General features: G+C 42.8%; 18 protein-coding genes. 2 read left to right on the top strand and 16 right to left on the bottom strand.

Features of this window, described 5'->3' with window-relative positions:
- Window positions 1-31: 31 nt before the first annotated feature.
- The 4 genes from HMPREF2704_RS06790 to yghU all read right to left on the bottom strand — a co-directional run bounded on the left by HMPREF2704_RS06790 (window position 32) and on the right by yghU (window position 3,662).
- Window positions 32-1,123 (bottom strand): NAD(P)/FAD-dependent oxidoreductase, encoded by a 1,092-nt coding sequence (locus HMPREF2704_RS06790; RefSeq protein WP_049472308.1) that lies wholly within the window; start codon window positions 1,121-1,123, stop codon window positions 32-34.
- Between the two features lie 6 nt (window positions 1,124-1,129).
- Complete coding sequence (locus HMPREF2704_RS06785) at window positions 1,130-1,927, bottom strand: Nif3-like dinuclear metal center hexameric protein (RefSeq protein WP_049522799.1); 798 nt, start codon at window positions 1,925-1,927, stop codon at window positions 1,130-1,132.
- The gene (locus HMPREF2704_RS06780; protein WP_045759623.1) at window positions 1,914-2,603 is read right to left on the bottom strand and encodes a tRNA (adenine(22)-N(1))-methyltransferase; all 690 of its coding nucleotides are present in this window, start codon (window positions 2,601-2,603) and stop codon (window positions 1,914-1,916) included. Before HMPREF2704_RS06780 ends, HMPREF2704_RS06785 begins: the two co-directional genes overlap by 14 nt.
- A 270-nt stretch (window positions 2,604-2,873) precedes the next feature.
- Entirely contained in the window at window positions 2,874-3,662 is a 789-nt protein-coding gene (yghU, locus tag HMPREF2704_RS06775) for a glutathione-dependent disulfide-bond oxidoreductase (RefSeq protein ID WP_070665215.1), read from the bottom strand.
- 136 nt (window positions 3,663-3,798) lie between these two features.
- Between yghU and add the strand changes: the two genes are divergently transcribed.
- A complete protein-coding gene (gene add / locus HMPREF2704_RS06770; RefSeq protein WP_070846052.1) occupies window positions 3,799-4,818 on the top strand; it encodes an adenosine deaminase in 1,020 nt (339 codons plus the stop codon).
- A 323-nt stretch (window positions 4,819-5,141) separates the two neighbouring features.
- On the opposite strand, the gene HMPREF2704_RS06765 is transcribed toward add, so the two are convergent.
- The 5 genes from HMPREF2704_RS06765 to recJ form a co-directional block, all read right to left on the bottom strand.
- A complete protein-coding gene (locus HMPREF2704_RS06765; RefSeq protein ID WP_049472318.1) occupies window positions 5,142-5,825 on the bottom strand; it encodes a DnaD domain-containing protein in 684 nt (227 codons plus the stop codon).
- Between the two features lie 9 nt (window positions 5,826-5,834).
- The gene (gene metA / locus HMPREF2704_RS06760; RefSeq protein ID WP_024055870.1) at window positions 5,835-6,779 is read right to left on the bottom strand and encodes a homoserine O-acetyltransferase MetA; all 945 of its coding nucleotides are present in this window, start codon (window positions 6,777-6,779) and stop codon (window positions 5,835-5,837) included.
- A gap of 101 nt (window positions 6,780-6,880) precedes the next feature.
- Window positions 6,881-7,393, bottom strand: coding sequence for an adenine phosphoribosyltransferase (locus tag HMPREF2704_RS06755; RefSeq protein WP_003007878.1), 513 nt, complete (start codon window positions 7,391-7,393; stop codon window positions 6,881-6,883).
- A 159-nt stretch (window positions 7,394-7,552) separates the two neighbouring features.
- Window positions 7,553-8,146, bottom strand: a complete 594-nt coding sequence (locus HMPREF2704_RS06750; protein ID WP_049522802.1) for a TipC family immunity protein — start codon at window positions 8,144-8,146, stop codon at window positions 7,553-7,555.
- A complete protein-coding gene (recJ, locus tag HMPREF2704_RS06745) occupies window positions 8,143-10,368 on the bottom strand; it encodes a single-stranded-DNA-specific exonuclease RecJ (RefSeq protein ID WP_070846050.1) in 2,226 nt (741 codons plus the stop codon). Before recJ ends, HMPREF2704_RS06750 begins: the two co-directional genes overlap by 4 nt.
- A gap of 513 nt (window positions 10,369-10,881) precedes the next feature.
- On the opposite strand from recJ, the gene HMPREF2704_RS06735 reads away from it, so the two are divergent.
- Window positions 10,882-14,682: a Spy0128 family protein gene (locus HMPREF2704_RS06735; RefSeq protein WP_070846048.1), complete on the top strand. Its 3,801-nt coding sequence runs from the start codon at window positions 10,882-10,884 to the stop codon at window positions 14,680-14,682.
- A gap of 55 nt (window positions 14,683-14,737) precedes the next feature.
- On the opposite strand, the gene HMPREF2704_RS11550 is transcribed toward HMPREF2704_RS06735, so the two are convergent.
- The 7 genes from HMPREF2704_RS11550 to rnz form a co-directional block, all read right to left on the bottom strand.
- Window positions 14,738-15,505 carry a hypothetical protein gene (locus HMPREF2704_RS11550; RefSeq protein WP_223345978.1) on the bottom strand — a complete coding sequence of 256 codons (768 nt, stop codon included), beginning with the start codon at window positions 15,503-15,505 and terminating at the stop codon, window positions 14,738-14,740.
- A gap of 34 nt (window positions 15,506-15,539) precedes the next feature.
- Complete coding sequence (locus HMPREF2704_RS06725; protein WP_049475309.1) at window positions 15,540-16,931, bottom strand: hypothetical protein; 1,392 nt, start codon at window positions 16,929-16,931, stop codon at window positions 15,540-15,542.
- A gap of 188 nt (window positions 16,932-17,119) precedes the next feature.
- The gene (locus tag HMPREF2704_RS06720; RefSeq protein ID WP_223345974.1) at window positions 17,120-18,598 is read right to left on the bottom strand and encodes a hypothetical protein; all 1,479 of its coding nucleotides are present in this window, start codon (window positions 18,596-18,598) and stop codon (window positions 17,120-17,122) included.
- A gap of 240 nt (window positions 18,599-18,838) precedes the next feature.
- Window positions 18,839-19,243: a GNAT family N-acetyltransferase gene (locus HMPREF2704_RS06715; RefSeq protein WP_070674435.1), complete on the bottom strand. Its 405-nt coding sequence runs from the start codon at window positions 19,241-19,243 to the stop codon at window positions 18,839-18,841.
- Window position 19,244: 1 nt separating this feature from the next.
- Entirely contained in the window at window positions 19,245-19,955 is a 711-nt protein-coding gene (locus HMPREF2704_RS06710) for a class I SAM-dependent methyltransferase (protein WP_049475312.1), read from the bottom strand.
- A 10-nt stretch (window positions 19,956-19,965) separates the two neighbouring features.
- Window positions 19,966-20,721: an SDR family NAD(P)-dependent oxidoreductase gene (locus tag HMPREF2704_RS06705; protein ID WP_061590974.1), complete on the bottom strand. Its 756-nt coding sequence runs from the start codon at window positions 20,719-20,721 to the stop codon at window positions 19,966-19,968.
- Window position 20,722: 1 nt separating this feature from the next.
- A complete protein-coding gene (rnz, locus tag HMPREF2704_RS06700; protein WP_003011107.1) occupies window positions 20,723-21,652 on the bottom strand; it encodes a ribonuclease Z in 930 nt (309 codons plus the stop codon).
- Window positions 21,653-21,655 lie beyond the last annotated feature (3 nt).

Below are 21,655 nucleotides of genomic sequence, written 5' to 3'. Positions count from 1 at the left end.
ATAATTGAGAGGCTAGGACTTTTGTCCCAGCCTACTTCTTCACATATTGTTCAACTGGATAATCTGCTGGATCTAAGCGCAGGTTTCCTCCTACCACGAGTTGGGATAGGTGCCACCCAATGAGGGGACCAGTTGTGAGGCCAGACGAACCAAGTCCACTGGCGACATAGAGGCCTACTTGATCAGGAACAGCTCCCCAAAATGGTGAAAAGTCACTGGTGTAGGCACGGGTTCCCACGCGCTCCCCGATAACTTCGGCTTGAGCGAGTTCTGGATAGTAGGCCAAGGCTTCTGTTTCCATCTGATTCAGCAAAGCCTGATCCACCGTCAGGTCAAAGCCCATCTCATTCTCATGAGTGGCTCCCATACTGATCTTGCCCTTCTGAAAGGGAATGATATCCAGCTCTCCTTCCGGCATGACCACTGGATAATCAGCAATATCTCGGTCTAGCTGATAATCCCTCAACTGTCCTTTTTGAGGACGGACATCAACTTGGTAGCCAAGTGGCTCGAGCATTTGACCCAACCAGGCTCCTGTTGCCAGGATGACTTTGTCATAGCTTTCTCCTGCTATCTGAAAACCATCCTCTGTAATAGCCAAAGCAACCTCTTCCTTAATCAGTCTTGCGCCACTGGCTTCAAGGAGAGTTTCCGTTAGAAGGGCTCCCTCTACATGGGCCCCACCTGAGGCATAAAGGAGCTGTTCAAAGCCTTGTAGACCTGGGAATTGTTGGCACACTTCTTCTTTGTTTAAAATCGCTAAGTCTCCGATCAAGGGAGATTCTTCCCGACGACTCAGCGCCAACTGATAGAGTTCGTCTAATTTTTCTTCCTTTTTCTTGAGGAGATAGACGCCGGTCTGCTGGTAAAAATCTGTATTAATTCCGTCCTTGGCCAGGTCTTCTACCAATTCTTGGTAGAAATCAGCCCCCAGACGAGCCAGGCGATACCAAGCCTTATTACGCCGTTTGGAAAACCAAGGGCTAATAATGCCTGCCGCCGCCTTGGTTGCTTGGCCGACTCCATGGTCATAGACAGTCACATCCACTTGTGCTTCTTTGGATAAATAATAGGCTGCAGTGGATCCCACGATCCCTGCACCAATAATGGCAACTTTCATCATGACCCCTTAGATATGGTAAAAAGGATTGGTGCTGGCTTGACTGCCAATCACTTCAATCTCCCAGGCTTCCTCAGCCTTCCACTGATTGAGCTTTTCTACTAGTTTTGACACAAAGAGAACCTCGATATGGTGCCCGGGATCTAAGGCCAAGAGGCCATCGCTCAGCATGTCCTGAGCCGTGTGGTAGTAGATATCTCCTGTGATATAAACATCTGCTCCCTTGGCGAGAGCATCCTTGTAAAAGGACTGGCCACTTCCTCCACAGATTGCGACATGCTTGATAACCCGATCCAAATCCGCCTGATCATAACTGACTAGGCGCAAAGCATCTAAGCCAAAGGTTTCTTTAACCTTGCTAGTCAACTGTCCAAAGGTTTGAGTAGCTACCCGACCGATGCGACCAATTCCGAGCCCTTCTCCCGTCATACTGAGGGGTTCTGTATCTTCAATGTCCAAGAGCTGGCAGAACCAATCGTTGAGACCATCTGGAACAATGTCAATATTGGTATGGCTGACGTAGACTGCGATATCATGCTTGATCAAATTGATATAGATCTGATTTTGAGCCCGATCAGCTACCAAATCCTTGATGGGACGGAAAATCGGCGCGTGCTTGACGATGATCAAGTCCACCCCATGAGCGATAGCTTCCGCCACCGTCTGCTCGCGGATATCTAAGGCCACCATGACCTTATGGATGTCTTTTTGCAAAGTGCCGACCTGTAGCCCACGGACATCTCCGTCCATGGATAGTTCCTGAGGACAGTAGGCTTCATAGCGTTTGATGACTTCACTTGCTAACATGTAGAACCTCCTTGATTTGTGAGATGCGCTCTTCTAACGATGCTCTGGCCGATTGATTTTCAGCTGGGACCTGCTCCAAGGCAAAGGCTAATTTCTCTACTTCCTTGGACCACTTTTGGACAAAGGCTGGAGCTTGTTCCCGCATCAAATAGGGACCAAAACGCAGTTCCTTGGCTGTCAACTCTTGAGAACCCTGTTCCACCACGAGGATCTCATAGAACTTCTCATTTTCTTCCAAGATCGCTTCATCAACAATGTGGAAATCATGGTCGACTAACCAAGCCCGCAGTTCATCTTCACGATTATTGGGCTGTAGGACCAAGCGAGAGACATTGGCTAATTTCTCAAGACCTGCGGCTAGGATGTCTGCAATCAAGCGTCCTCCCATACCAGCAATGGTGATACAGGAAATGCCGTCTGCTGGTTCAAAGGCAGCCAAACCATTGGCCAGGCGGACCTCAATCTTGTCCTCTAAACCATTATCGGCGACATTTTGGAGGGCAGATTGATAAGGCCCCTCTACCACTTCACCAGCAATAGCAGCCTCAATCTTGCCTTCTTGTAAGAGGGCGATTGGCAGATAAGCATGGTCACTCCCCACGTCCAACAGACGAGCTCCAGCTGGGACGAAGCTAGCCACCAAGTCCAATCGATTTGATAATTTTGTAAATTCCATGTGCTACTTTCTATACTTTTATTCCACCCTTTAGTATACCATGTTTGCACCATTAAAAAAAGGCGCAACGGCGCCTTGTCTATTATGGAAAGGTATTACTTTAGACTTTCCTTAGGTGAGTCCGGACGTCAGCGAACTTCTTCAAAGTTCCATGACTAAGTTTTGAGTCTAATGTCTCAAAACTTCCGGGCACATGAAACTTATACGTTTCATGTGCTATACTCACGGCGGAAACTCTCGCTATCATCCTCAACAAGCCGATATTAGACTTTAGTCAATTTCCTTATAGTCTACTTCCAAGCCTCGTTGCACTGCTGGGCGATTGGCAATTTTCTCTGTCCAAGCTTGCAGATGCTTATATTCCTTCACATCTAAGAAAATTCCTGCACGGTCCCAGACCTTGTCTTGGGCTAGACGGCCATACCAAGACCAGATGGCGATATCTGCAATGGTATAGTCATCTCCTGCGATATAAGGTTTAGTGGCCAGTTCCTTGTCCAGTAGGTCCAATTGACGTTTGGCTTCCATGGCAAAGCGGTTGATGGCATACTCGATTTTCTCCGGCGCATAGTGGAAGAAATGACCAAAGCCTCCCCCTAGAAAAGGTGCTGCACCCGTCTGCCAGAAGAGCCAGTTGAGCACTTCTGTCCGTTTAGCCCGATCAGTCGGGATTAATTTGCCAAATTTCTCGGCTAGATACAGGAGGATATTAGCTGATTCAAAGACACGAATGTCTTGATCGCCTGATTGATCTAACATGGCCGGAATTTTCGAGTTAGGATTGATGGCTACAAAGTCACTACCAAACTGATCTCCCTCACCAATCTTGATCCGATAAGCGTCATAGCCTGCATCCACTCCCAACTCTTTGAGTTCCTCCAGCATAATGGTAGCCTTGATTCCATTGGGTGTTGGAAGGGTATAGAGTTGGAAAGGTTGATCCCCTTTTGGAAGGGTTTGTTCAAAGCGGGCACCTGCTGTGGGTTGGTTCAAGCCACCCCAAGCTCCTCCCATTTGGCTCGGTGCTTTCCATACTTCTGATAATTGATAGTCTGACATCTTTTTTCTCCTTTATTTCGCTACTCCTAGCATATCAAATATCGGCCTCCCTTTCAAAGATCTGCTACGCGAAGGCTACTTGACTTTTTTTGCCAAAATGATAGTATAGAAAAAATACAATTTTAAGGAGAAAACCATGTCCACGATCGATTTTCATAGTTTGGCAAAGACAGAACTTCACTGTCACTTAGACGGTTCCTTATCGCTTCCAATCATTCGCCAGTTGGCAGCTATGGCCCATATTGACCTACCTGCTAGCGATGAGGAGCTCAAGCACCATGTCACTGCGCCTGCCCACTGTGAGAATCTTTTGGACTATTTGGAGGCATTTAACTACATTCGGCCCCTCCTTCAAACTAAGGAAGCCTTGACGCTTGCTGCTTACGATGTGGCCAAGCAAGCTGCTCTGGAAAATGTCGTCTACATCGAAGTCCGTTTTGCACCAGAATTGTCCATAGATCAAGGACTCACTGTTCCAGAAACTATCGATGCTGTCTGTGAAGGACTGCGCCAAGCCCAGGAGGAATTTGGCATTGTCGCGAAAGCCCTCGTCTGCGGCATGCGCCAGTCGGATCAAGAACTCACCTCTCGCATCCTGGCAGAAGCCAACCAAGTTAGTGATCAAGATTTTGTCGGTTTTGACTTTGCTGGAGATGAGCACAACTACTCTCCAGAAGATATTCGACCTCTAATCGAGCAAGTCAAAAGTTACCATCGGCCCATGACGCTTCACGCAGGTGAGTGTCATTGCCCACACTTTGTTGCCCAATCGATTGCATTTGGCATCAAACGCAATGGCCACGTGACGGCTCTATCTCATGAACCAGCCTTACTCCAATCCTTTATTGAAAATGGGGTTACTGGTGAACTCTGCTTGACCAGCAACTTACAGACAAAAGCAGCGCCGACTTTAGAGGATTTCCCTTATTTGAAAATGAAGGAAGCAGGTGCTCGAATCAGTATCAATACCGATAACCGGACTGTATCTGATACCGACCTCACCAAGGAATACGCCCTCTACCATCAGCATTTCCAAACCAAGGAAACTGACTTTTACCAGCACAATGTCGATGCCATCCAGGCTTCCTTTGCTAGTGAGGAGGAAAAACAAGAACTCCTTAGCAAACTAAAAAAAGCCTACGCGGACTATCTATAAACGGATTAGCTTACATTTGATTAAGCAATCGTTTTAGATTGAAGACAGTAACTTATTAGAAACTTTCCTTAGGTGAGTACGGACGTCTGCGAACTTCTCCGAAGTTCCAAGACTTAGTTTTGAACCTAAAGTTTCAAAACTCCCGGGTACTTGAAACAATAGTGTTTCAAGTACCATTCTCACAGCGGAAAGTTCCAATACATCCTAATATTGCTCTAAAATCCTCATATTTCTTCTATCTTCGCGAAATTATGCAGGTTATTTCATTCAAAAGAAGTTTGTCTACATTCAAAAACTAGCACTTTTATAAAGTGCTAGTTTTTTTAATCTTTCCACAAATCCATGGCCTTCAAGAAATCGTCTGAAACTGTCACATTGCGTGGGTTGGCTTGTTCGCGTTCTTGTAGTTTCGCCTCTACTTGGGCTAGACTGTTGATGCCTTCACTGCGCCAGTTGCGTAAAATGGCTTGGATATATTTCCAGTGAGGCTTGCCGTTAAAGACAGCTTCTCGTAATGCTGCCTTGATCACATCTGGATCTGTCTGATCCTCGCGCACAGTCTTGGTCAGGTCTTCAATCTCAAAAGGTGTCAAGAGTCGTCCCAGTTCTTGTTGGAAGGTTTCCACCAAATCCTTGATGACATTTCCCTTAGCGGGCGCGCTCTGTGCCTTCCCTTGTAATTGGGATTCTAAAATCTCATCCAAGCGCTCCAGGGCAATGGTCGCATCAAAGATGGCTTCAATCTCGCCATTGAGCTCAATGGTCCGGTACTGAAGGAGTCCCTTGGTGGTCAGATTGGACATAATCCGATTGACCTCTGTCACCGTTTTTCCTAGATGACTAGCAATCTGATTGGGAGTTAAGGCCTCTTGGCCAGTCGTATTTTGAAGGAAGAAAAACTGCCAAACCAAGTAATCATCTGCTTGGTCAAACAATTCATGATAATGAAAAAGCAAGGCACTTGGAAGAACCAAGTTGCCATACTTAAATGCTTGTGAATATGTCATAATTCCCCTTTATAGGTAACCATAAAATGAAATATCTTTTTCCAATTCTTCCAAGCGGTAAGGTGTTTCTTGATAAACCGCATAGTTGATCCAATTACTAAAGAAAGTCGTCGCAGCTAGATTCCAACGAATGCGAGGCTCTGTATTAGCGTCATCCCCATCAAAGTAATTCTTGGGAACATCTGGATCCAAGCCCGCCTTGACATCTCGGTGGTATTCTTTTGCCAGCGTATCGCGATCATATTCCAGATGGCCAAAGCTATACACCTCACGCATGTCTGGACTAGCAATGATGGAAAGCCCAACTTCATTTCCCTGAGCGATCACTTGAAGATTGCTCTTTTCAAGGACTTCCTTCAAAGGAATATCTGTATAGCGAGAATGAGGGGCAAGGAAGCGATCGTCAAATCCTCTCATGAGCAGACTATCGGGACGCACCACTGCTTGGTCATAGATGCCCGATAGCTTGTCACAGAGCTCTACTTTTTGAATTCCGTAACGGTGGTACAGTCCAGCCTGGGCTCCCCAACAGAGGTGCAGGGTAGAAAAAACATGACGCTTGGCCCATTCAAAGACCTGGGTCAACTCTTCCCAGTAGTCCACTTCCTCAAAGTCCATCTTTTCGACAGGCGCCCCCGTCACAATCAAGCCGTCATAGTAATTATCCTTGATATCCTCAAAAGTCTTGTAAAAACTCTCCATATGCTCGGCCGCTGTATTTTTAGACTTATGGCTCGCCATATAGAGGAAATCTACATTGATCTGCAAGGGCGTATTGGCCAGGAGGCGTAGCAGTTGAGTCTCAGTTGCTTCCTTAGTCGGCATGAGATTCAAAATCAGAACATTTATAGGACGAATATCCTGGTGAGTTGCTCGAACATCATCCATGACAAAAATATTTTCTGAACGAAGGATATCGACTGCTGGTAATTTTTTATCTAGAGTAATTGGCATAAAAAGCTCCCATCGTGCAAGTTCTTAACTAACATTATATGATAGGAGCTTATAGTTTTCAATTATGGTTTTTCTGTAGCCAGTTATAGTATTAGACTATATTAGTAATGCATCAAGACTTTGTAGTCGTAATCGCCGATCGCTTCGCGACCTTTCAATTCATCCAACTCGATCAAGAAGGCACACCCTGCAACGACGCCACCGAGTTTTTCGATCATTTCGATGGTTGCTTTAACGGTACCACCCGTAGCCAAAAGGTCATCAACGATGAGGACGCGTTGGCCTGGTTTGATGGCATCTGCGTGCATACAGAGGGTATCAACGCCGTATTCTTTTTCGTAGTCAGCAGAGATGACTTCACGTGGCAATTTACCAGGCTTACGGACAGGCGCAAATCCAATTCCCAACTCAAAAGCGACCGGACATCCAACGATGAAACCACGCGCTTCAGGACCAACGATCATATCGATTTTCTTATCTGTCGCGTATTGAACGATTTCACGAATCGCATAACTATAAGCATTGCCATCTGCCATCAAAGGGCTGATATCACGGAAGGTAATTCCTTCTTGTGGATAGTTTTCAATGCTTGCAATGTAATCTTTTAAATTCATGGTTAACTTTCTTTCATAAAAATTTTTTTACATTCCATTATATCATGAATTCTACTAACTTGCATCATTTTTTGCCAAATCATTTTCCCAAGCTCCCGCGTCAAAAGCAAAAATCCCACATCCGAAAAATGATGTGGGATTGAATTCCAAAAAAACTTACTATTCTTCTATGAATTTATTGTACTCGATTTTCATATCTCCCAAGTTTTTCAGGGAATATCGGGAGCTTCCATTTTTGAACCAGGTACCAAGGATGTATTGTTCAGCGACTTTCTTACTTTGGTCTCGAAGCCAAGCACGGTCTTTGCCATAGGTAGCAAGTTTCTCAAGGAGTTGCTGGCCCTCGTAGGTAGTATCTTCTTTAGAAAGGTAGACCTCCTTCTGAAAAAACAGCTTTTTTGACGAGTCGTATTTAAATATAAATCCGAGTGTCACACCTTTTTCCAATTTAAAATCATACATATAGGTCCAGTTGGGAGTTCCTCTAAACATCATCACGGACAAGTCTTCGTTTCCATCAACAATTCCTTTTGAATAATGGTAGGTTTGAAATCCCTCATCTTCTTTCCAGATACCATCATTTCCTATCGTTTCTGTAAAGGGCTTAAACATCACATAGCGCATCAAGCCACCATTTTCAGAGTAGACAATCTCATCCATGGGATTTTTTAAACTCAGGTAGATTCCTAGCCAATAAAGAGCTAAAAGCAGGAAGGGGCTGAGCCAGAGAAACTGTTTTAGGTGTTTTTTCATAAGGTCTGTCCTGTCAGATAGTCATAGATTTCACGAACCGTCCCAAGGGCCATCAACTCCTGCTCTTTCACCGTTTGTTTGAGTTTTTGGTAGATGGTGCTTTCAGCGATTTCCCGTTTTTCTGCTTCTTTATTGACCTTCATGACCCCATTTTCAATGGTCACAAAGCCCAGCTCTTGGAAGATCTGGATCATTTTGACCAAGAGGATCTGCTGGATCTTGAGATAGGCTGCTAGGTCTTTCAGTTTGTAGCGGACATCAAACTCTGGGTACTGGTAGATGGTCTTATAGAGCTTGGCATACTGGTCCCTGCTACCGTAGCCTGTTAGATAGTAGGCTTTGGCGATCTCATTTTTGAAATAGACGGCTTGCAAATCATGCTCTTGGAAGATTTGCCGTAGTTGCTCTATATCCTCTGGGATATTTCCAACCACCACAGCGGATGCCCCAGATAGATCTGGCAATTCTTTAGTAAAATCCAGAACGGGAACACCTGCGGGGAGGCTGACATTTTTAGAGCGGATATTAAAGAGCTGCACGCCGTCCACACGCGCATCAACCAACATGAGCTGAAGGGTTGTTTGGCCATTCCATTGGTTGACCGACAACTGCACGGCTAGCTCTAGGTCTTGCGCTTGCGCAAACTCTGCCTCTAAACTTCCCAAGCCAAAGGCAACCACCTCAAAGGTCGCATCTTCTTGAGAGATCTTGAGTTTCAAGTGGGTATTGCCAGCTCCCATCGAGCGTGCCCCTTCTACCTTGAAATTACGGACCAGAAAGACTGGTTTTTTATTGTCCATGCCAAAAGGGCTCAAGCGATCAAAGTTTTTCAAGGTCTCAAGCGTTAGTTCTGTTAGATGTAGTTCCTCATCGATGGCTAAGGTGGACTTGCTACTGAGATCAATCTCTTGCTCTCGAATATAATCCGTAAGGGCCTGAGACAAGGAAGGGAGTTGGTCCACATCTAAGGTCATCCCTGCTGCACCGGCATGTCCTCCAAAGGCGACAAAGAGCGACCGGTGAGGATCGAGAGCCTCAAAGATATTGAACGACTCAGGACTCCGAGCGCTCCCCTTAGCCCGTCCATCTTCGATGCTTAAAACAACAACCGGCTGGTGAAGTTCTTCTAAGAGACGACCGGCAACAATGCCAAGCACTCCCGGATTCCAGCCTTCTTTAGCCAAGACCTGGGCAGACAAGCTTGGGTCGACCATGGTTTTAGCTTCGTCGTAGATGCTTTGGACGATCTCTTTTCGTTCCTCATTCTTTTGATGAATCATGAGAGCAATCTCGTGCGCTTCTTCATCGTCAAAACCAGTCAGTAGTTCGATGGCTGGATTTGGGTCATCGAGGCGACCAAGGGCATTGAGACGAGGGGCGATCTGAAAGCCAATTGTTTCTTCATTGACATCCTCCAGACGAATCCCTGCGATCTCCAAAAGCTCCTGCAAGCCCATCCTCTGGGTATGTTGGAGAACACCCAGACCGTATTTAACCAGAATTCGATTTTCATCTGTCAGACTCACCATGTCAGCGATGGTCCCGATCGCGACCAAATCTAAAAGATCAACCGGCACTTCTTCTAAGAGGGCACAGGCCAACTTAAAGGCCACACCACAACCTGCTAGATAATGGAAGGGATAAGCCGCATCTGGATGCTCCGGATGGATGATCGCATAAGCATCCGGCAAGTCCTCTGGCATAGAGTGGTGGTCCGTTACAATGACATCTACTCCCATTGCCTGGGCCATAGCGATGGCTTGATTACCCGCGACACCATTGTCCACCGTGACAATCAAAGAAATACCTTGCTGCTCGATAAAGTACTTGTAGACACTCTCATTGGGACCATAGCCGTCTGTGAAGCGGTTGGGTAGGTAGACTTGCACCTCTGCTCCCATCTGCTCCAAGGTTTCCTTTATAATAGAGGCCGAAGTCATCCCGTCCGCGTCATAGTCTCCATAGATGAGGATCTGCTCGTAATCTTCGATGGCCCGACGAATGCGCTCCACTGCCTTGTCCATATCATGGAGCAAATATGGGTCGTGTAGCTTCTCCAGCTTGGGTTCTAAAAAGTCTTCTAAATCCTCTTTGGTCTGAATGCCACGCTCATACAGCAAGGTTGCTACAGATGCTTCTAGGCCTGCTTTTTTGGCAAGGGCTAAAAAGGCCTCATCTGCACTTGGCGAAGCTAACTGCCAATCATATTTTGAAGTGATCATCTAGCTTTTGGTCTCCTCTTTTTCTTATCTGAATATTATAACATGAAAGGCTAAAATGGCGGGAAATAAAAGGTCGACTTATACAAAAACCAAAATCAACATTTTGCCTTATTTTTGTTGCATTTAACTTGACTTATCACACTAAAAGAATATAATAATGTTGATAATAATCTTTTAAAAATGTAATGGGATGATTATTCTGTTAAGTTTGCACTGCTTATTATCATTTTATATTATGAAGCGTAAATTTCTTCCGTTTTTCTATCGAATCATTGTTTTTAGAAAGTTTGTTTCAGGTCCAACCAATCCTCTAGTATGGACAGACTAAAGATAGGATATTGAGGTATGCCCCCATATTTTCTCAATAGAGGTAAGGTCCTTCTTCTCTAAATACATGTTCAAATAAAGCAACTGATTGTATGGAGCAAAGATCAGGAGTTTTTCAGTTTTAGGAGATATCACTATATAGAAAAACTTTACGAAATTTATGCAAAAGAAAGGAATTGAGGCCAATTGAAATCTCTTTATAAAAAGATAGTTGCATTTGTAGCTATCATCGCCGTGGTAGCCTTAGGCTTGTCTGTGATCAAACCTGTTAGCGCGGCTTCTGTTTCACCAACTGTTACCAATTTAAAGGCTCAGGCAAGTGGACAAAAAGTTACCTTTTCATTTGACTGGGATTTAACTGGGAAGTCAGTTAAAGAAGGCGATACGTTTACCATTGATGCTCCAGAAGGTGTCAATATCACTGAAGTTGCAACTCAATCACTCCAAGCAAATGGAGCTGAAGTCGCAACCATTTCGATGACAAACAAAAAGATTACTTTCACCTTTAAAAAAGCAATCGAATCCATGAACGAAAACGTTAAAGGTGGTTTCTCATACAATGCAGTATGGGACAACACTCCAGGAAATCCTGGAAATAAAACTGCCACTTCTAAAGTCGGTTCAGAATCTGTCATCATTACACGTCCTGATGGACCTGGCGTATTTGAATCTGTGTTGAACAAGTACAACCTTGATGGTTCCTATGTAACTAAGCAATTCAAATTAGACGCATCTGAAAACTATGCATGGTTAAATGTTGGAGATGACTACTATCTAACAAAATGGTTCATCCGTATCAACGGAGATGGTAAGAAACAAGCCATCACAAACCCTGTTGTGTCAGATAAAATCCAAGCCCCAGCAGTCGATTACTCAAAAATCACTTTTGCTCCTGCTGCAAACCACGCTGCAAATGAATTCTTTGTGGGAACTTACTTGAAACCATCCTTCACTTTAAGAAAAGGTGGACAAGTAGTGGCTTCTGGTTGGGACTTCTGGAAACATGTGAAATTCGATGCGAACGGCAATGGATTTACCGTGAATTTATCAGATGTCAGTGATGTCTTTAAAACAGCATCTAGCGATGAATTGATCGTTGAATACCAAACATTAATTCCTAAGACAACCATCCGTGTTGACAACAATGCTACATTGACAGCTGATGAAATCACAACACCTCAAACTGACCCAGCATTCTGGAACAACCCTGAATTGAAATTCTGGGTTAGCGGTGATAAAACTGTCACTGTTCAAAAAGAATGGGTTGGTGACGAAGAAGCTGACCGTAAAGATATTACTGTTCAATTGTATGCGGACGGCAAAGCTTTGGATGGGATGACACAAACCCTTACAAAAGCTTCTGGCTGGAAAGCAGCATTTACGAAATTACCAGGTATCAAAGATGGTAAGGCCATTGAATATTCAGTAGTAGAAACAAACACTCCTGAAGGTTACACTTCTAAAGTTGAGAAAATTGATGATGACAACGTGATTAAAGTGGTCAACACATCAAACAAACCAAAGGTGACTGAAACTACTGCAGACCTTGTCGTTAAAAAAGCTTTCGAAGTAGCTGGTGATCAGGAACATAAACAAGTTCCAGTCACAGAAGGTCAATTTGAGTTTGTCTTGAAAGACGAAAACAACAAAGTAGTCGAAACTGCCAAGAACCAAGCAGACGGCACTGTTAACTTCAAGTCTCTAACCTTCAATAAAGAAGGTAGCTATACATACACGATCACTGAAAACAAAGGTACGGATGCTACTATCAACTATAGTACACAAAGCATCACTGCTACCGTTGATGTAAAAAAAGAAAACGACAAACTCGTCGCTACTGTCACTTACTCAGGTGGAGATGGTGAACAAAAAAATACGATCACCAATACTCAAAACAAACCAAAAGTTTCAAATGCTAAAGTGACCTTAACCCTTAAAAAAGCATTTGAAGGTGGCGAACTTAAGGGTGATGACTTTGAGTTTGTTGCAAAAGATGCAAACGATAAAGTTGTTGGCACAACCAAGAACAAAAAAGATGGTTCAATTACTTTTGATAACATCACTGTAGACAAAGCAGGCACATTCAAATATACCATCACTGAAACAAAAGGTACGGACAAAACCATTACCTACAGTGATAAAACCATCACGGCTACAGTTGTAGTGGTTGAAAAAGACAACGCCTTGGTTGTAGAACAAATCAGCTACTCTGATGGTCAAACTGAGACAAATACGTTCACCAACAAAAAAGAAGCTCCTAAAACAGAAAGTGTAACAGCTACACTTCAAGTGAACAAGCTCCTTAAAGAAGGTGAAACATCCTTACCGTTGACAGACGATCAATTTGAATTTGTCTTGAAAGAAGGAAACAATACCCTTGAAACTGCCAAGAACAAGGCAAATGGTACTGTAACCTTTAAGGACCTTTCTTATAGTGAAGAAGGAACACATACTTATACCATTACCGAAAATAAAGGTACGGATGCTTCTATCAACTATAGCACACAAAGCATCACGGCTACTGTCGATGTGAAGAAAGCAAACGACAAACTCGTCGCTACTGTGACTTACTCAGGTGGGGATGCTGAAAAAGGAGATACGTTTACAAATACGAAAACACCTCCAACTCCTGTTCCTCCAACAGTGAAACCAACGTCCGCTCAATTCAAGGCTAAAAAAGTATTGGCGATCAATGGTTCGAGCGATCGTACATTGAAAGCAAATGAGTTTACTTTCCTTCTCAAGGATCAAAATGGTACGCTCGTTGATACTAAGACAAATGGTGAGAATGGTGATATTCTCTTCAATCCAGTAAGCTTTAATGAAGCTGGTACTTTCACCTACACAATTGCTGAACAAAAACCAGCTACACCGGAATCAGCCATCACTTATGATGAAGCTGTTCATACTGTCACAGTGACTGTCACAAAAGATGCAACTGGACAATTGAGCGCGGATGTGCAATACGATGGTAAGAAAGATACTCCTACCTTTACCAACACCTATACGCCTCCGACACCTCCAACTCCAAGTGAAAAACAAATTACCACAAGTAAGATTTTAGAAGGTCGTGACCTTCAAGGTGGCGAATTTAGCTTTAACCTCTTGGACGAAAATGGAACCGTTCTTCAAACAAAACAAAATGCTGCAGATGGTACAGTGACATTTGATGCGATCGCCTACACGGAAGCGATGATTGGTACTCATAAATATACCATTAAAGAAGTCGTACCAGCTGATCAGGCAAATATCCAATATGACGAAGGTCAAGTGGATGTCACAGTGACCGTCACAAAAGATGAAGCATCAAACGCTATCCAAGCAGTTGTTTCATACGGTGCGAAGAAAACCTTTATCAATAAGGTCATCCCACCAACTCCACCAACAGTGAATAATCCTGAATTGAAACTTTACACCCTTAGAGTTCGTAAGGTAGATGAAAAGGGTGATTACCTTGCCGGTGCGGTATTTGGACTCTTTGAAGCGGATGGTGTGACACCTGTTGCAAATCCTTATGGTCAAGGCCAAGCACAAGCGATTTCTGGTCAAGACGGACTTGCAAGCTTCGTTGGATTTGAAGCTAAAGAGTATGTCATCAAAGAGCTCTCAGCTCCAAGTGGTTACCAACTTTCAGATACAACCATCAAGGTCTCTGCAAGCGACTTTGCTTCTGCAACAAACCTTGTCGTTGATAAAGGAAACGTGGTGAATAAACTTCTTCCACCTCCACCATCAACAGATATTCCAAATATACCAACACCAAGTAATAGCAAACCTAAAACTCCATCACCAAATGGAGATAAGCCTAAGCCTAGTGACAAACCTAAATCTAGTGAAACTCCTAAATCTAGTGACAAGCCTAAAGAAGGTAAACGATCTCTTCCTTCAACAGGAACTGCAGATCATTTAGGACTTCTTGTAACTGGTTTGACATTCGTCGCTACAGCTATTGCTTCTATGACACTTAAGAAGAAGGAAGACTTCTAAGCAACATGAAAGATCTAGTCAAACACGACTAGATCTTTTTTTGTATCTGCTTCTCTTATTCTGGTTTGTTTTGATCTTCATAAAAAATAACTTTCCCATCTTTAACTTTGAATGAGTAACTGATGGAATCAGCATAACTACCTTTGGAATAGTAGAAATCATAGGCACCATCCGGTAGTTTGCTAGCGTCTAATTTTTTAGCTGCTGCTTTTAAGTCTTGTTCCTTAACGGATACACCATCCTCTATATAAATAGTCATACGGATTAACTCTTGATCGATTAAGGTCTGAAAAGGGATTTGATAGTAACCAGCAAAGTCCTTTTTCCCTTCTTTGAGATTTTGACTTGCGATACTATCTAGAATTTGCTCCTTCTCATCACGGTTGGAGTTAGATAAAAAACCAAAGAAACTAATAGGAAGACCTAGAGATTGCTTCTTTATTTCAGTCTCTAGTTTTTCCTCGATATTTTTAATAGATTTCTGTTTTAAAAACGCTTCCTTGTATGATGGAAGAAAACTACTATATGACCTCGACCAGTCATCTTTAAAAGTTACGTCCTCATCTTCCAATTGTACCGTTTGATCATCGTAGGTCTTCTCAGAGTATGCGTAGCTCACATGATACTGTGGGTATTCTAGGGCAGTCCAGGATAACTTAGTGATGGTAACTTTGCCATGAAGATCATTTTCTTTAAAAACTTCTGTAACAACTTCTTTAGCCTTTTTGTAATCACTCGGTGTCATGATCTTACAACTGGAAAGAAACAGGCAACATAGAATAAGTGGAATTCCTGCGAATAGTTTGAAATAATTGAGCTTCATAGCCTGACCTCCTTGCTAAATTCGACCTAATCGATTAATTTTTTACAGCAAATGGGAACCTTTTTTTAATATCTTCTTTCATCTTTTTATTAGGAATCTTCTCTAAATCCATATATTTGAAGAATTCTTCATCATTTTGAACGACATGAACCTTCCCATCTTTAGTATACTCAGCTGGTATGGTCAGATCACCGAAGGACTGACCAAAATCTCTAGAGACCACGTAGTTCTGTACTTCATATAAGCGTCTCAGCAATGAGAACTCTGTAGTATCGTTACTTTGATTTAAATCCTTTTTAAAATATTGGAAAAATTCTTTTTTATTATTCGCAAGATGTTCTTGACCATCTTTTGAAAATTCTGCTGGTATCTTATGATACCGTAGGACATCATCCCATCCACCTGAACGCTGCTCTGGAACTTTATAAAGCAGTTCCAAAAATGAAATATCAAAGTTGAGATCTTCTGGTCCGAGAAAGTATAGGTAGGCATTCTCCCCTTTTGTCGGTTTTTCATCCCATTTTAAAGTAGTTGGATTATTCCCTTTGCTTAAAATCGAATATACTTTCGGATAGAGTGTTTTCAATGGGATATCCTTAGTCTCATTACTACGATCTGTAAATAACAAACGTGAATGTTGGAGCTGCAATTGTCCTCTTTCAAAATTGTATTCAAATGGATGTAAGTCTTTGTCGCTTTCTCGATTTTCTTTTTGAACTTGTTCATAACCTTTGCCTGATGAGGTTTTCCAAGCGAACTTTCCATCCTTAACATTCATTAACCCTATACGAGATTGATACTCTGTTTGTACATAGATATTTCCAGGTTCTACAATATATTTGTCTTTCTTATCGACAAGAATATCAATCGGAATGTATGTTTCTCCATCATCTGTATCCAACAACATAGAAGAAACTTTAACAGATAAGGGGATATAATTCTTATCCATATCTCGTACTATCTTAAAAACATCATATGTTTTCTTCACTAAGCGCTTGTCCTTGGTATCATAGACATCAATGAGCCAGTACTCTCCCTTTTGTGCTTTATTTGTAGTTAGGTAAGGAACTTGATTACCACGAATATAATATTGAAAATAGAGACGTGGGTCAGATTTTAATTTGTAACTTTCTTGTGCAATGTACCGTTCACTATTTCCACCATTTATAAACCATTCTACTTTAACTTTTGGATTGTACGAATTTGCTTCCAGCGCCTCATCCACTTCTTTTTTATTATCCCATTGAATAGCTACTGCTTTCCCACCTGCAATAAATTGGGAATCAACTATGTGTGGACGAGGTTTCCAAGTTACAAATTGTGATATATCACGCTTATGAATTTCATACCGGATAAACCAGCCTCCTGCCAAGGTAACAAGTAATACAAATATCCAAAACTTGATTGATTTAAAAATCTTCTTCATTCTCTCTTTTCTACTTTCTGTACGCTTCTTTTACCTTATTTGTTCGTCATTTTTCTTTAAAAGTATTCCGACTTTTCCAACCACATATGAATAAATTTCTTTAATAATTTATTGACAACTGAAGCTTCTTATAATTTCTTAAACTCACTAGCTTTTACAATAAGCTGATTAAAGATTTGGATTTTTCTCTATTTTTGAACGACCCATTTGGCATCACCATAAACGATCGTAAACGGCCCATCCCCATCTGTTAAATAGTTAATTTTATATATACCAGATTCTCCTGCTTCAAGGACTGTTGGCTGTTTGTAATTTAAAGTATTATTCAACATATAAGCAGATTTGCCATGGCCATCATAGAGATCTACATTTGTATAATCTGGAGTATTTTCAATACTGAGAGGTGTTGTATTCGATAGGGTGAATTCGACGATCAATCGATGTTGTTTTTTCCTTGTATCGATACGGTCTTGATCATCCTGAACATCCAAATTTGGATCGTCTGTTACACTATTCAGTGTAACTTCTAAGCCATTAGCAAATACAACTGGCTCTCCAATTGCATAACTTTTAACAGGATTTTTGGGATTAAAATTCTTTAATTTTTCTTTTATCTTTTGTCCGTCATTATTATTTCCAGATGGGATGGTCCAAAAGATATTATTCTCATCTTGCTTACCATACTGATTATCCCCCTTCATTTGCTGAGGGATTTGTAAGAGAATAGCCAAGTTTTTTAAATCAATTCGAACATCACCTTGATTTGTCACTTCCATTTCAACCGTGAATTCCGTAGGCGAAGTTTTACTATAAGCATAACCGGATAATGAGGTTGCCTCGAAATTTTTGTTAACTAACTGTTGTAAAACTGTTGAAAGCATGATATAGGAAATATGATCATCTCGATTTATTTCTTTTTCAGCATACCTTTGATGGAATTCATCGAGCCAATCATAGAAGGCTTGATTGAAATCTGACTCATTAGGATTTTTATAATATTTATTCCCTCTCGGTAAAAGCTCTGGGAAGTACGTTGGTACCTGAATGCGAATAAATACTTTGTTTCCCTTAACTGCATAGCCCTTTAATTCATATTTTTTTCCAAAGCTCAATGCATTCGTCATGAGCTTCAAATACATGGGACCATATATTTTGAGGGGGTACTTCTCACCAAGATATTCCACATAAGTATTTGGATCAAAAGTACTACTGTTTTTTTCAATTTTAGGGATAATATAATCGTTCCAGAGTCGAGTATACATATCCTCTTGATTTTTTGCCCCATTGGCCTTGATTACTGTGTCTATTCCCCTTGGATCTACATAGATTCCTTCAACGACCTGCAAAGCTTTTTGAACTCTTCCTTCCTCAGATAGAGAGACTTCATTCGGTTGCTGTCCATATATTGAAATACCATCGCTATCATCTGACCTCATATATTGTGGAAGTTTTTCAAACGTTATGTATCTGATACTGTTCTTTGCATCCCAATCAAATGTTGCTGCAGGTCCTGTCTTGTCAAAATGAATGTTTTTTCGATCGATTTTCTTCTGTACTTCTTTATTCGAAGAACCTTGTTTTTCTACAGTTCCTTGTTTGCAGGCACTCAAACATACTGGTATAAGTACCGAACATAAGACAAGGCCCCATTTTATTTTCTTCTTCATTTCATCTCCTCCTAATCTCTTCCTCATTTTACCATCAATCCCCCCTTTTGTCAGTCAAATAGATAGAGGCTGGGACAAAAATCCTAGCCTCTCAATTTTCTTTGGATTGTCGAGCAAGACGCAGTGGTTGAGTGGGCTCTACTACGCTGATTTCATCAGCTTTTACAGCCCTACTCAACTGTGCGGAGGTGGGACGACGAAATCGAATTCTAACGAATTACCGATTTCTATCCCACTCTCTTATTTCATATAAATCATCCCTGTACAGGCTTGCTCTGAAAGTTCAACAAAGCCCAGGGATTGGTAAAAGGCTAGATTTTTCTCGCTACGTTCAGTGGCAAGGAGCCGTTGATAGACAGTAGGGAAGGTCGCTAAAGCCTCTGTTAAGAGTCTCCTTCCGATACCTTGACGCTGGTAATCTGGTCTTACCAAAAGGTCCTGCACAAAAATAACCGAGTAGCCATCACCTACCAAGCGAATGTAGGCGACGAGCTCTTTCTCATCATAGACTGCCAACTGCCAGAGACTGGCTTTGACAGCTTGTTCCAGCATAGTTGGGTTGTTGGTATAATTGGTCCATCCGACCGAGCTGTAGAGTGCGACTAGGTCTGTCATCGCTGGAATTTCTTGTTTGTAATGGAACATCTTAACTCCTTTTTAAGGTATAGTGCTGGAAGAAGGCGATATCCCGGTAAGGTGACTCTTGGCAAACGGCCAGCTCCATCTTGAGCATAGACTCTCGCCAGCCTTCTTGGCCCTTGAAGCGATTGTCCTGCAAGGCATAAAAGACTCGGATCCCTTGGTAATCCTGAACTTCAAGGGCTAAGTCTTCTACTGCTGCACCGAGATCATAGGCCTGGGCCAAACCCATGGAGTGGGTTTCCAGGTCTTGACCTGCTAGGAGATCAAGAGCCTTTTGAGTATCATTTTCAAAGACGACGGTCTGCAGGACGCGTCCAACCTCATTGTGCTTGACGATAGATAGCAGGCCTCCTGGTTTCAAGAGACGAGTAAATACCTTGAGAATCTCCTTGCGATCTTCTACATACTCCAAGACATTGTGGCAGAGGATAACATCAAAGCTGGCATCTTCAAGACTTGCTAACTGATCCAGACTTCCGACGATTTGTTGGTAGGGATGGTCCTGGACTCGCAAGGCTACCATTTCCTCATTGGGCTCCACAGCAAGGACTTGATTATCTTTCGTTAGGTGGTTGGCTACAAGGCCAAAACCACTGCCAAAATCAAGCACCCTCTTTTCCTTGATTTCCTGTAATTGCTCAAAAAGGATATCATAATAGATCTGTCCCCAGGGTTGCTGGAGGGTTTCTAAATAGGCTTGGATATTGGCTGCCATCTGGTTCCTCCTATTTGTAATTAAACATCTTGCTAGCTAGCTTGTCCGAGATGCGAGGGAAAAGAGTATAGAGCTTGTGGGTCAGGTTCAAGAGCCAAGGCAAATTGAGCTCGCGTTTTGGTTTTCCAAAGTTTTTCACGATCTTCTTAGCCACAAAGTCTGGTTCCAAAATGTAGCGATCCACAGCTTTGACATAACTTCCGTCTGGGTCTGCCTGATCAAAGAAAGTGGTCCGAATTGGGCCTGGATTGACTGTCGTCACATGGACACCAAAGGGCATCAGTTCTAACCGCAGGGCGTTAGAGAAGCCAATGGCTGCAAACTTGGTGGCCGAATAAAGGCTGGATTTGGCAGTTGCTACTAAGCCCGCCATGCTGACGATGTTGACAATGTGCCCCTTGCCTACTGCCTTCATGTGCGCACCAATCAAGCGTGAAAGCTGCATGAGGGCAAAGGTATTGACCTCAAACATTTCCCGCACCTGCTGGTCAGAAATGCGATCAAAGTCCTCAAAGATGCCATAGCCTGCATTGTTGACCAAAACATCGATCTGTCCATAGCGCTGATAGAGCTTTTCGACTAGCTGTTGAACAGCTGATGGATCTGTGATATCGATCTCGATGCACTCTGTTTGAGGATGATTGGCATAGAGTTTTTCCAGTTTTTCTTGATTTCTGCCTAAGAGAATCAGCCGATCTTCAGGGAGGAGCTTGACCATTTCTTGGGCCAAGCCTCCACTTGCTCCTGTTATGAGAATGGTTCGCATCTTAGATCTCCACTTCTTCCAAATCTTTGACGACATAGACATTTTCAAAAATGCTGGACGCATCCTTGCGCAATTGGCTGATGTCTTTTGATAAGAAGCGAGCACTGATGTGGTTCAAAAGAAGGCGTTTTGCTCCAGCTTCACGCGCCACTTCTGCCGCCTGCATATTGGTCGAGTGACCGTGTTTCTTAGCAATCTTCTCATCGCCCTTGCCATAGGTAGACTCATGGACGAGGACATCCGCATTGACTCCAAGTCGGACGCTGGCATCAGTCTTTCTGGTATCTCCAAGGATCGTGATAATCTTACCAGGTCGAGGGGCTGAAATATAATCCGCTGCAATGATCTTAGTGCCATCCTCCAGGGTGACATCTTGTCCATTTTTGACCTGGCCAAAGAGCGGTCCAAAGGGAACACCCGCTGCCTTCAGCTTGTCTGCGTCCAGCGTCCCTTCGAGGTCTTTTTGCATGATCCGATAACCCACGCAGAAAATAGTGTGGTCCAAAGCTTCCGCATAAACCGTGAATTTATCGGTTTCTAAAATCTTACCCAGAGAATGTTCATCGAATTCATGAAAATGGATGCGGTAAGGCAGGCGAGAGCCTGATACGCGAAGACTGGTCATCACAAAGGATTTGATTCCTACTGGTCCATAGATATCCAGATCCGTCTGCTCTTCATTGGCCTGAAAGGCCCGACTAGAGAGGAAACCTGGCAAACCAAAAATATGATCTCCGTGTAGGTGAGTAATAAAGATCTTGCTAACCTTTCGCGGACGAATAGTCGTTTCTAAAATTTGATTCTGTGTCGCTTCGCCACAATCAAAGAGCCAGACTTCATTGATCTCGTCCAGCAATTTGAGCGCTAGGCTCGATACATTACGGGCTTTTGAGGGTTGCCCAGCTCCCGTTCCTAAAAATTGAATGTCCATTGT

Source organism: Streptococcus sp. HMSC076C09 (assembly GCF_001837905.1).
GTDB lineage: Bacteria > Bacillota > Bacilli > Lactobacillales > Streptococcaceae > Streptococcus > Streptococcus parasanguinis_I.
The sequence above is the reverse complement of the archived record's forward strand: the minus strand, read 5'-3'. Positions and strand labels throughout refer to the sequence as shown.

What these genes read in the sequence shown, in the direction of transcription:
- HMPREF2704_RS06785 (WP_049522799.1), bottom strand. Translation starts at nt 1,927, where the DNA reads ATGTTAGCAAGTGAAGTCATCAAACGCTATGAAGCCTACTGTCCTCAG.
- HMPREF2704_RS06715 (WP_070674435.1), bottom strand. Translation starts at nt 19,243, where the DNA reads ATGTTCCATTACAAACAAGAAATTCCAGCGATGACAGACCTAGTCGCA.
- recJ (WP_070846050.1), bottom strand. Translation starts at nt 10,368, where the DNA reads ATGATCACTTCAAAATATGATTGGCAGTTAGCTTCGCCAAGTGCAGAT.
- metA (WP_024055870.1), bottom strand. Translation starts at nt 6,779, where the DNA reads ATGCCAATTACTCTAGATAAAAAATTACCAGCAGTCGATATCCTTCGT.
- rnz (WP_003011107.1), bottom strand. Translation starts at nt 21,652, where the DNA reads ATGGACATTCAATTTTTAGGAACGGGAGCTGGGCAACCCTCAAAAGCC.
- HMPREF2704_RS11550 (WP_223345978.1), bottom strand. Translation starts at nt 15,505, where the DNA reads ATGAAGCTCAATTATTTCAAACTATTCGCAGGAATTCCACTTATTCTA.
- HMPREF2704_RS06780 (WP_045759623.1), bottom strand. Translation starts at nt 2,603, where the DNA reads ATGGAATTTACAAAATTATCAAATCGATTGGACTTGGTGGCTAGCTTC.
- HMPREF2704_RS06705 (WP_061590974.1), bottom strand. Translation starts at nt 20,721, where the DNA reads ATGCGAACCATTCTCATAACAGGAGCAAGTGGAGGCTTGGCCCAAGAA.
- HMPREF2704_RS06755 (WP_003007878.1), bottom strand. Translation starts at nt 7,393, where the DNA reads ATGAATTTAAAAGATTACATTGCAAGCATTGAAAACTATCCACAAGAA.
- HMPREF2704_RS06725 (WP_049475309.1), bottom strand. Translation starts at nt 16,931, where the DNA reads ATGAAGAAGATTTTTAAATCAATCAAGTTTTGGATATTTGTATTACTT.
- HMPREF2704_RS06720 (WP_223345974.1), bottom strand. Translation starts at nt 18,598, where the DNA reads ATGAAGAAGAAAATAAAATGGGGCCTTGTCTTATGTTCGGTACTTATA.
- HMPREF2704_RS06765 (WP_049472318.1), bottom strand. Translation starts at nt 5,825, where the DNA reads ATGACATATTCACAAGCATTTAAGTATGGCAACTTGGTTCTTCCAAGT.
- add (WP_070846052.1), top strand. Translation starts at nt 3,799, where the DNA reads ATGTCCACGATCGATTTTCATAGTTTGGCAAAGACAGAACTTCACTGT.
- HMPREF2704_RS06750 (WP_049522802.1), bottom strand. Translation starts at nt 8,146, where the DNA reads ATGAAAAAACACCTAAAACAGTTTCTCTGGCTCAGCCCCTTCCTGCTT.
- yghU (WP_070665215.1), bottom strand. Translation starts at nt 3,662, where the DNA reads ATGTCAGACTATCAATTATCAGAAGTATGGAAAGCACCGAGCCAAATG.
- HMPREF2704_RS06790 (WP_049472308.1), bottom strand. Translation starts at nt 1,123, where the DNA reads ATGATGAAAGTTGCCATTATTGGTGCAGGGATCGTGGGATCCACTGCA.
- HMPREF2704_RS06710 (WP_049475312.1), bottom strand. Translation starts at nt 19,955, where the DNA reads ATGGCAGCCAATATCCAAGCCTATTTAGAAACCCTCCAGCAACCCTGG.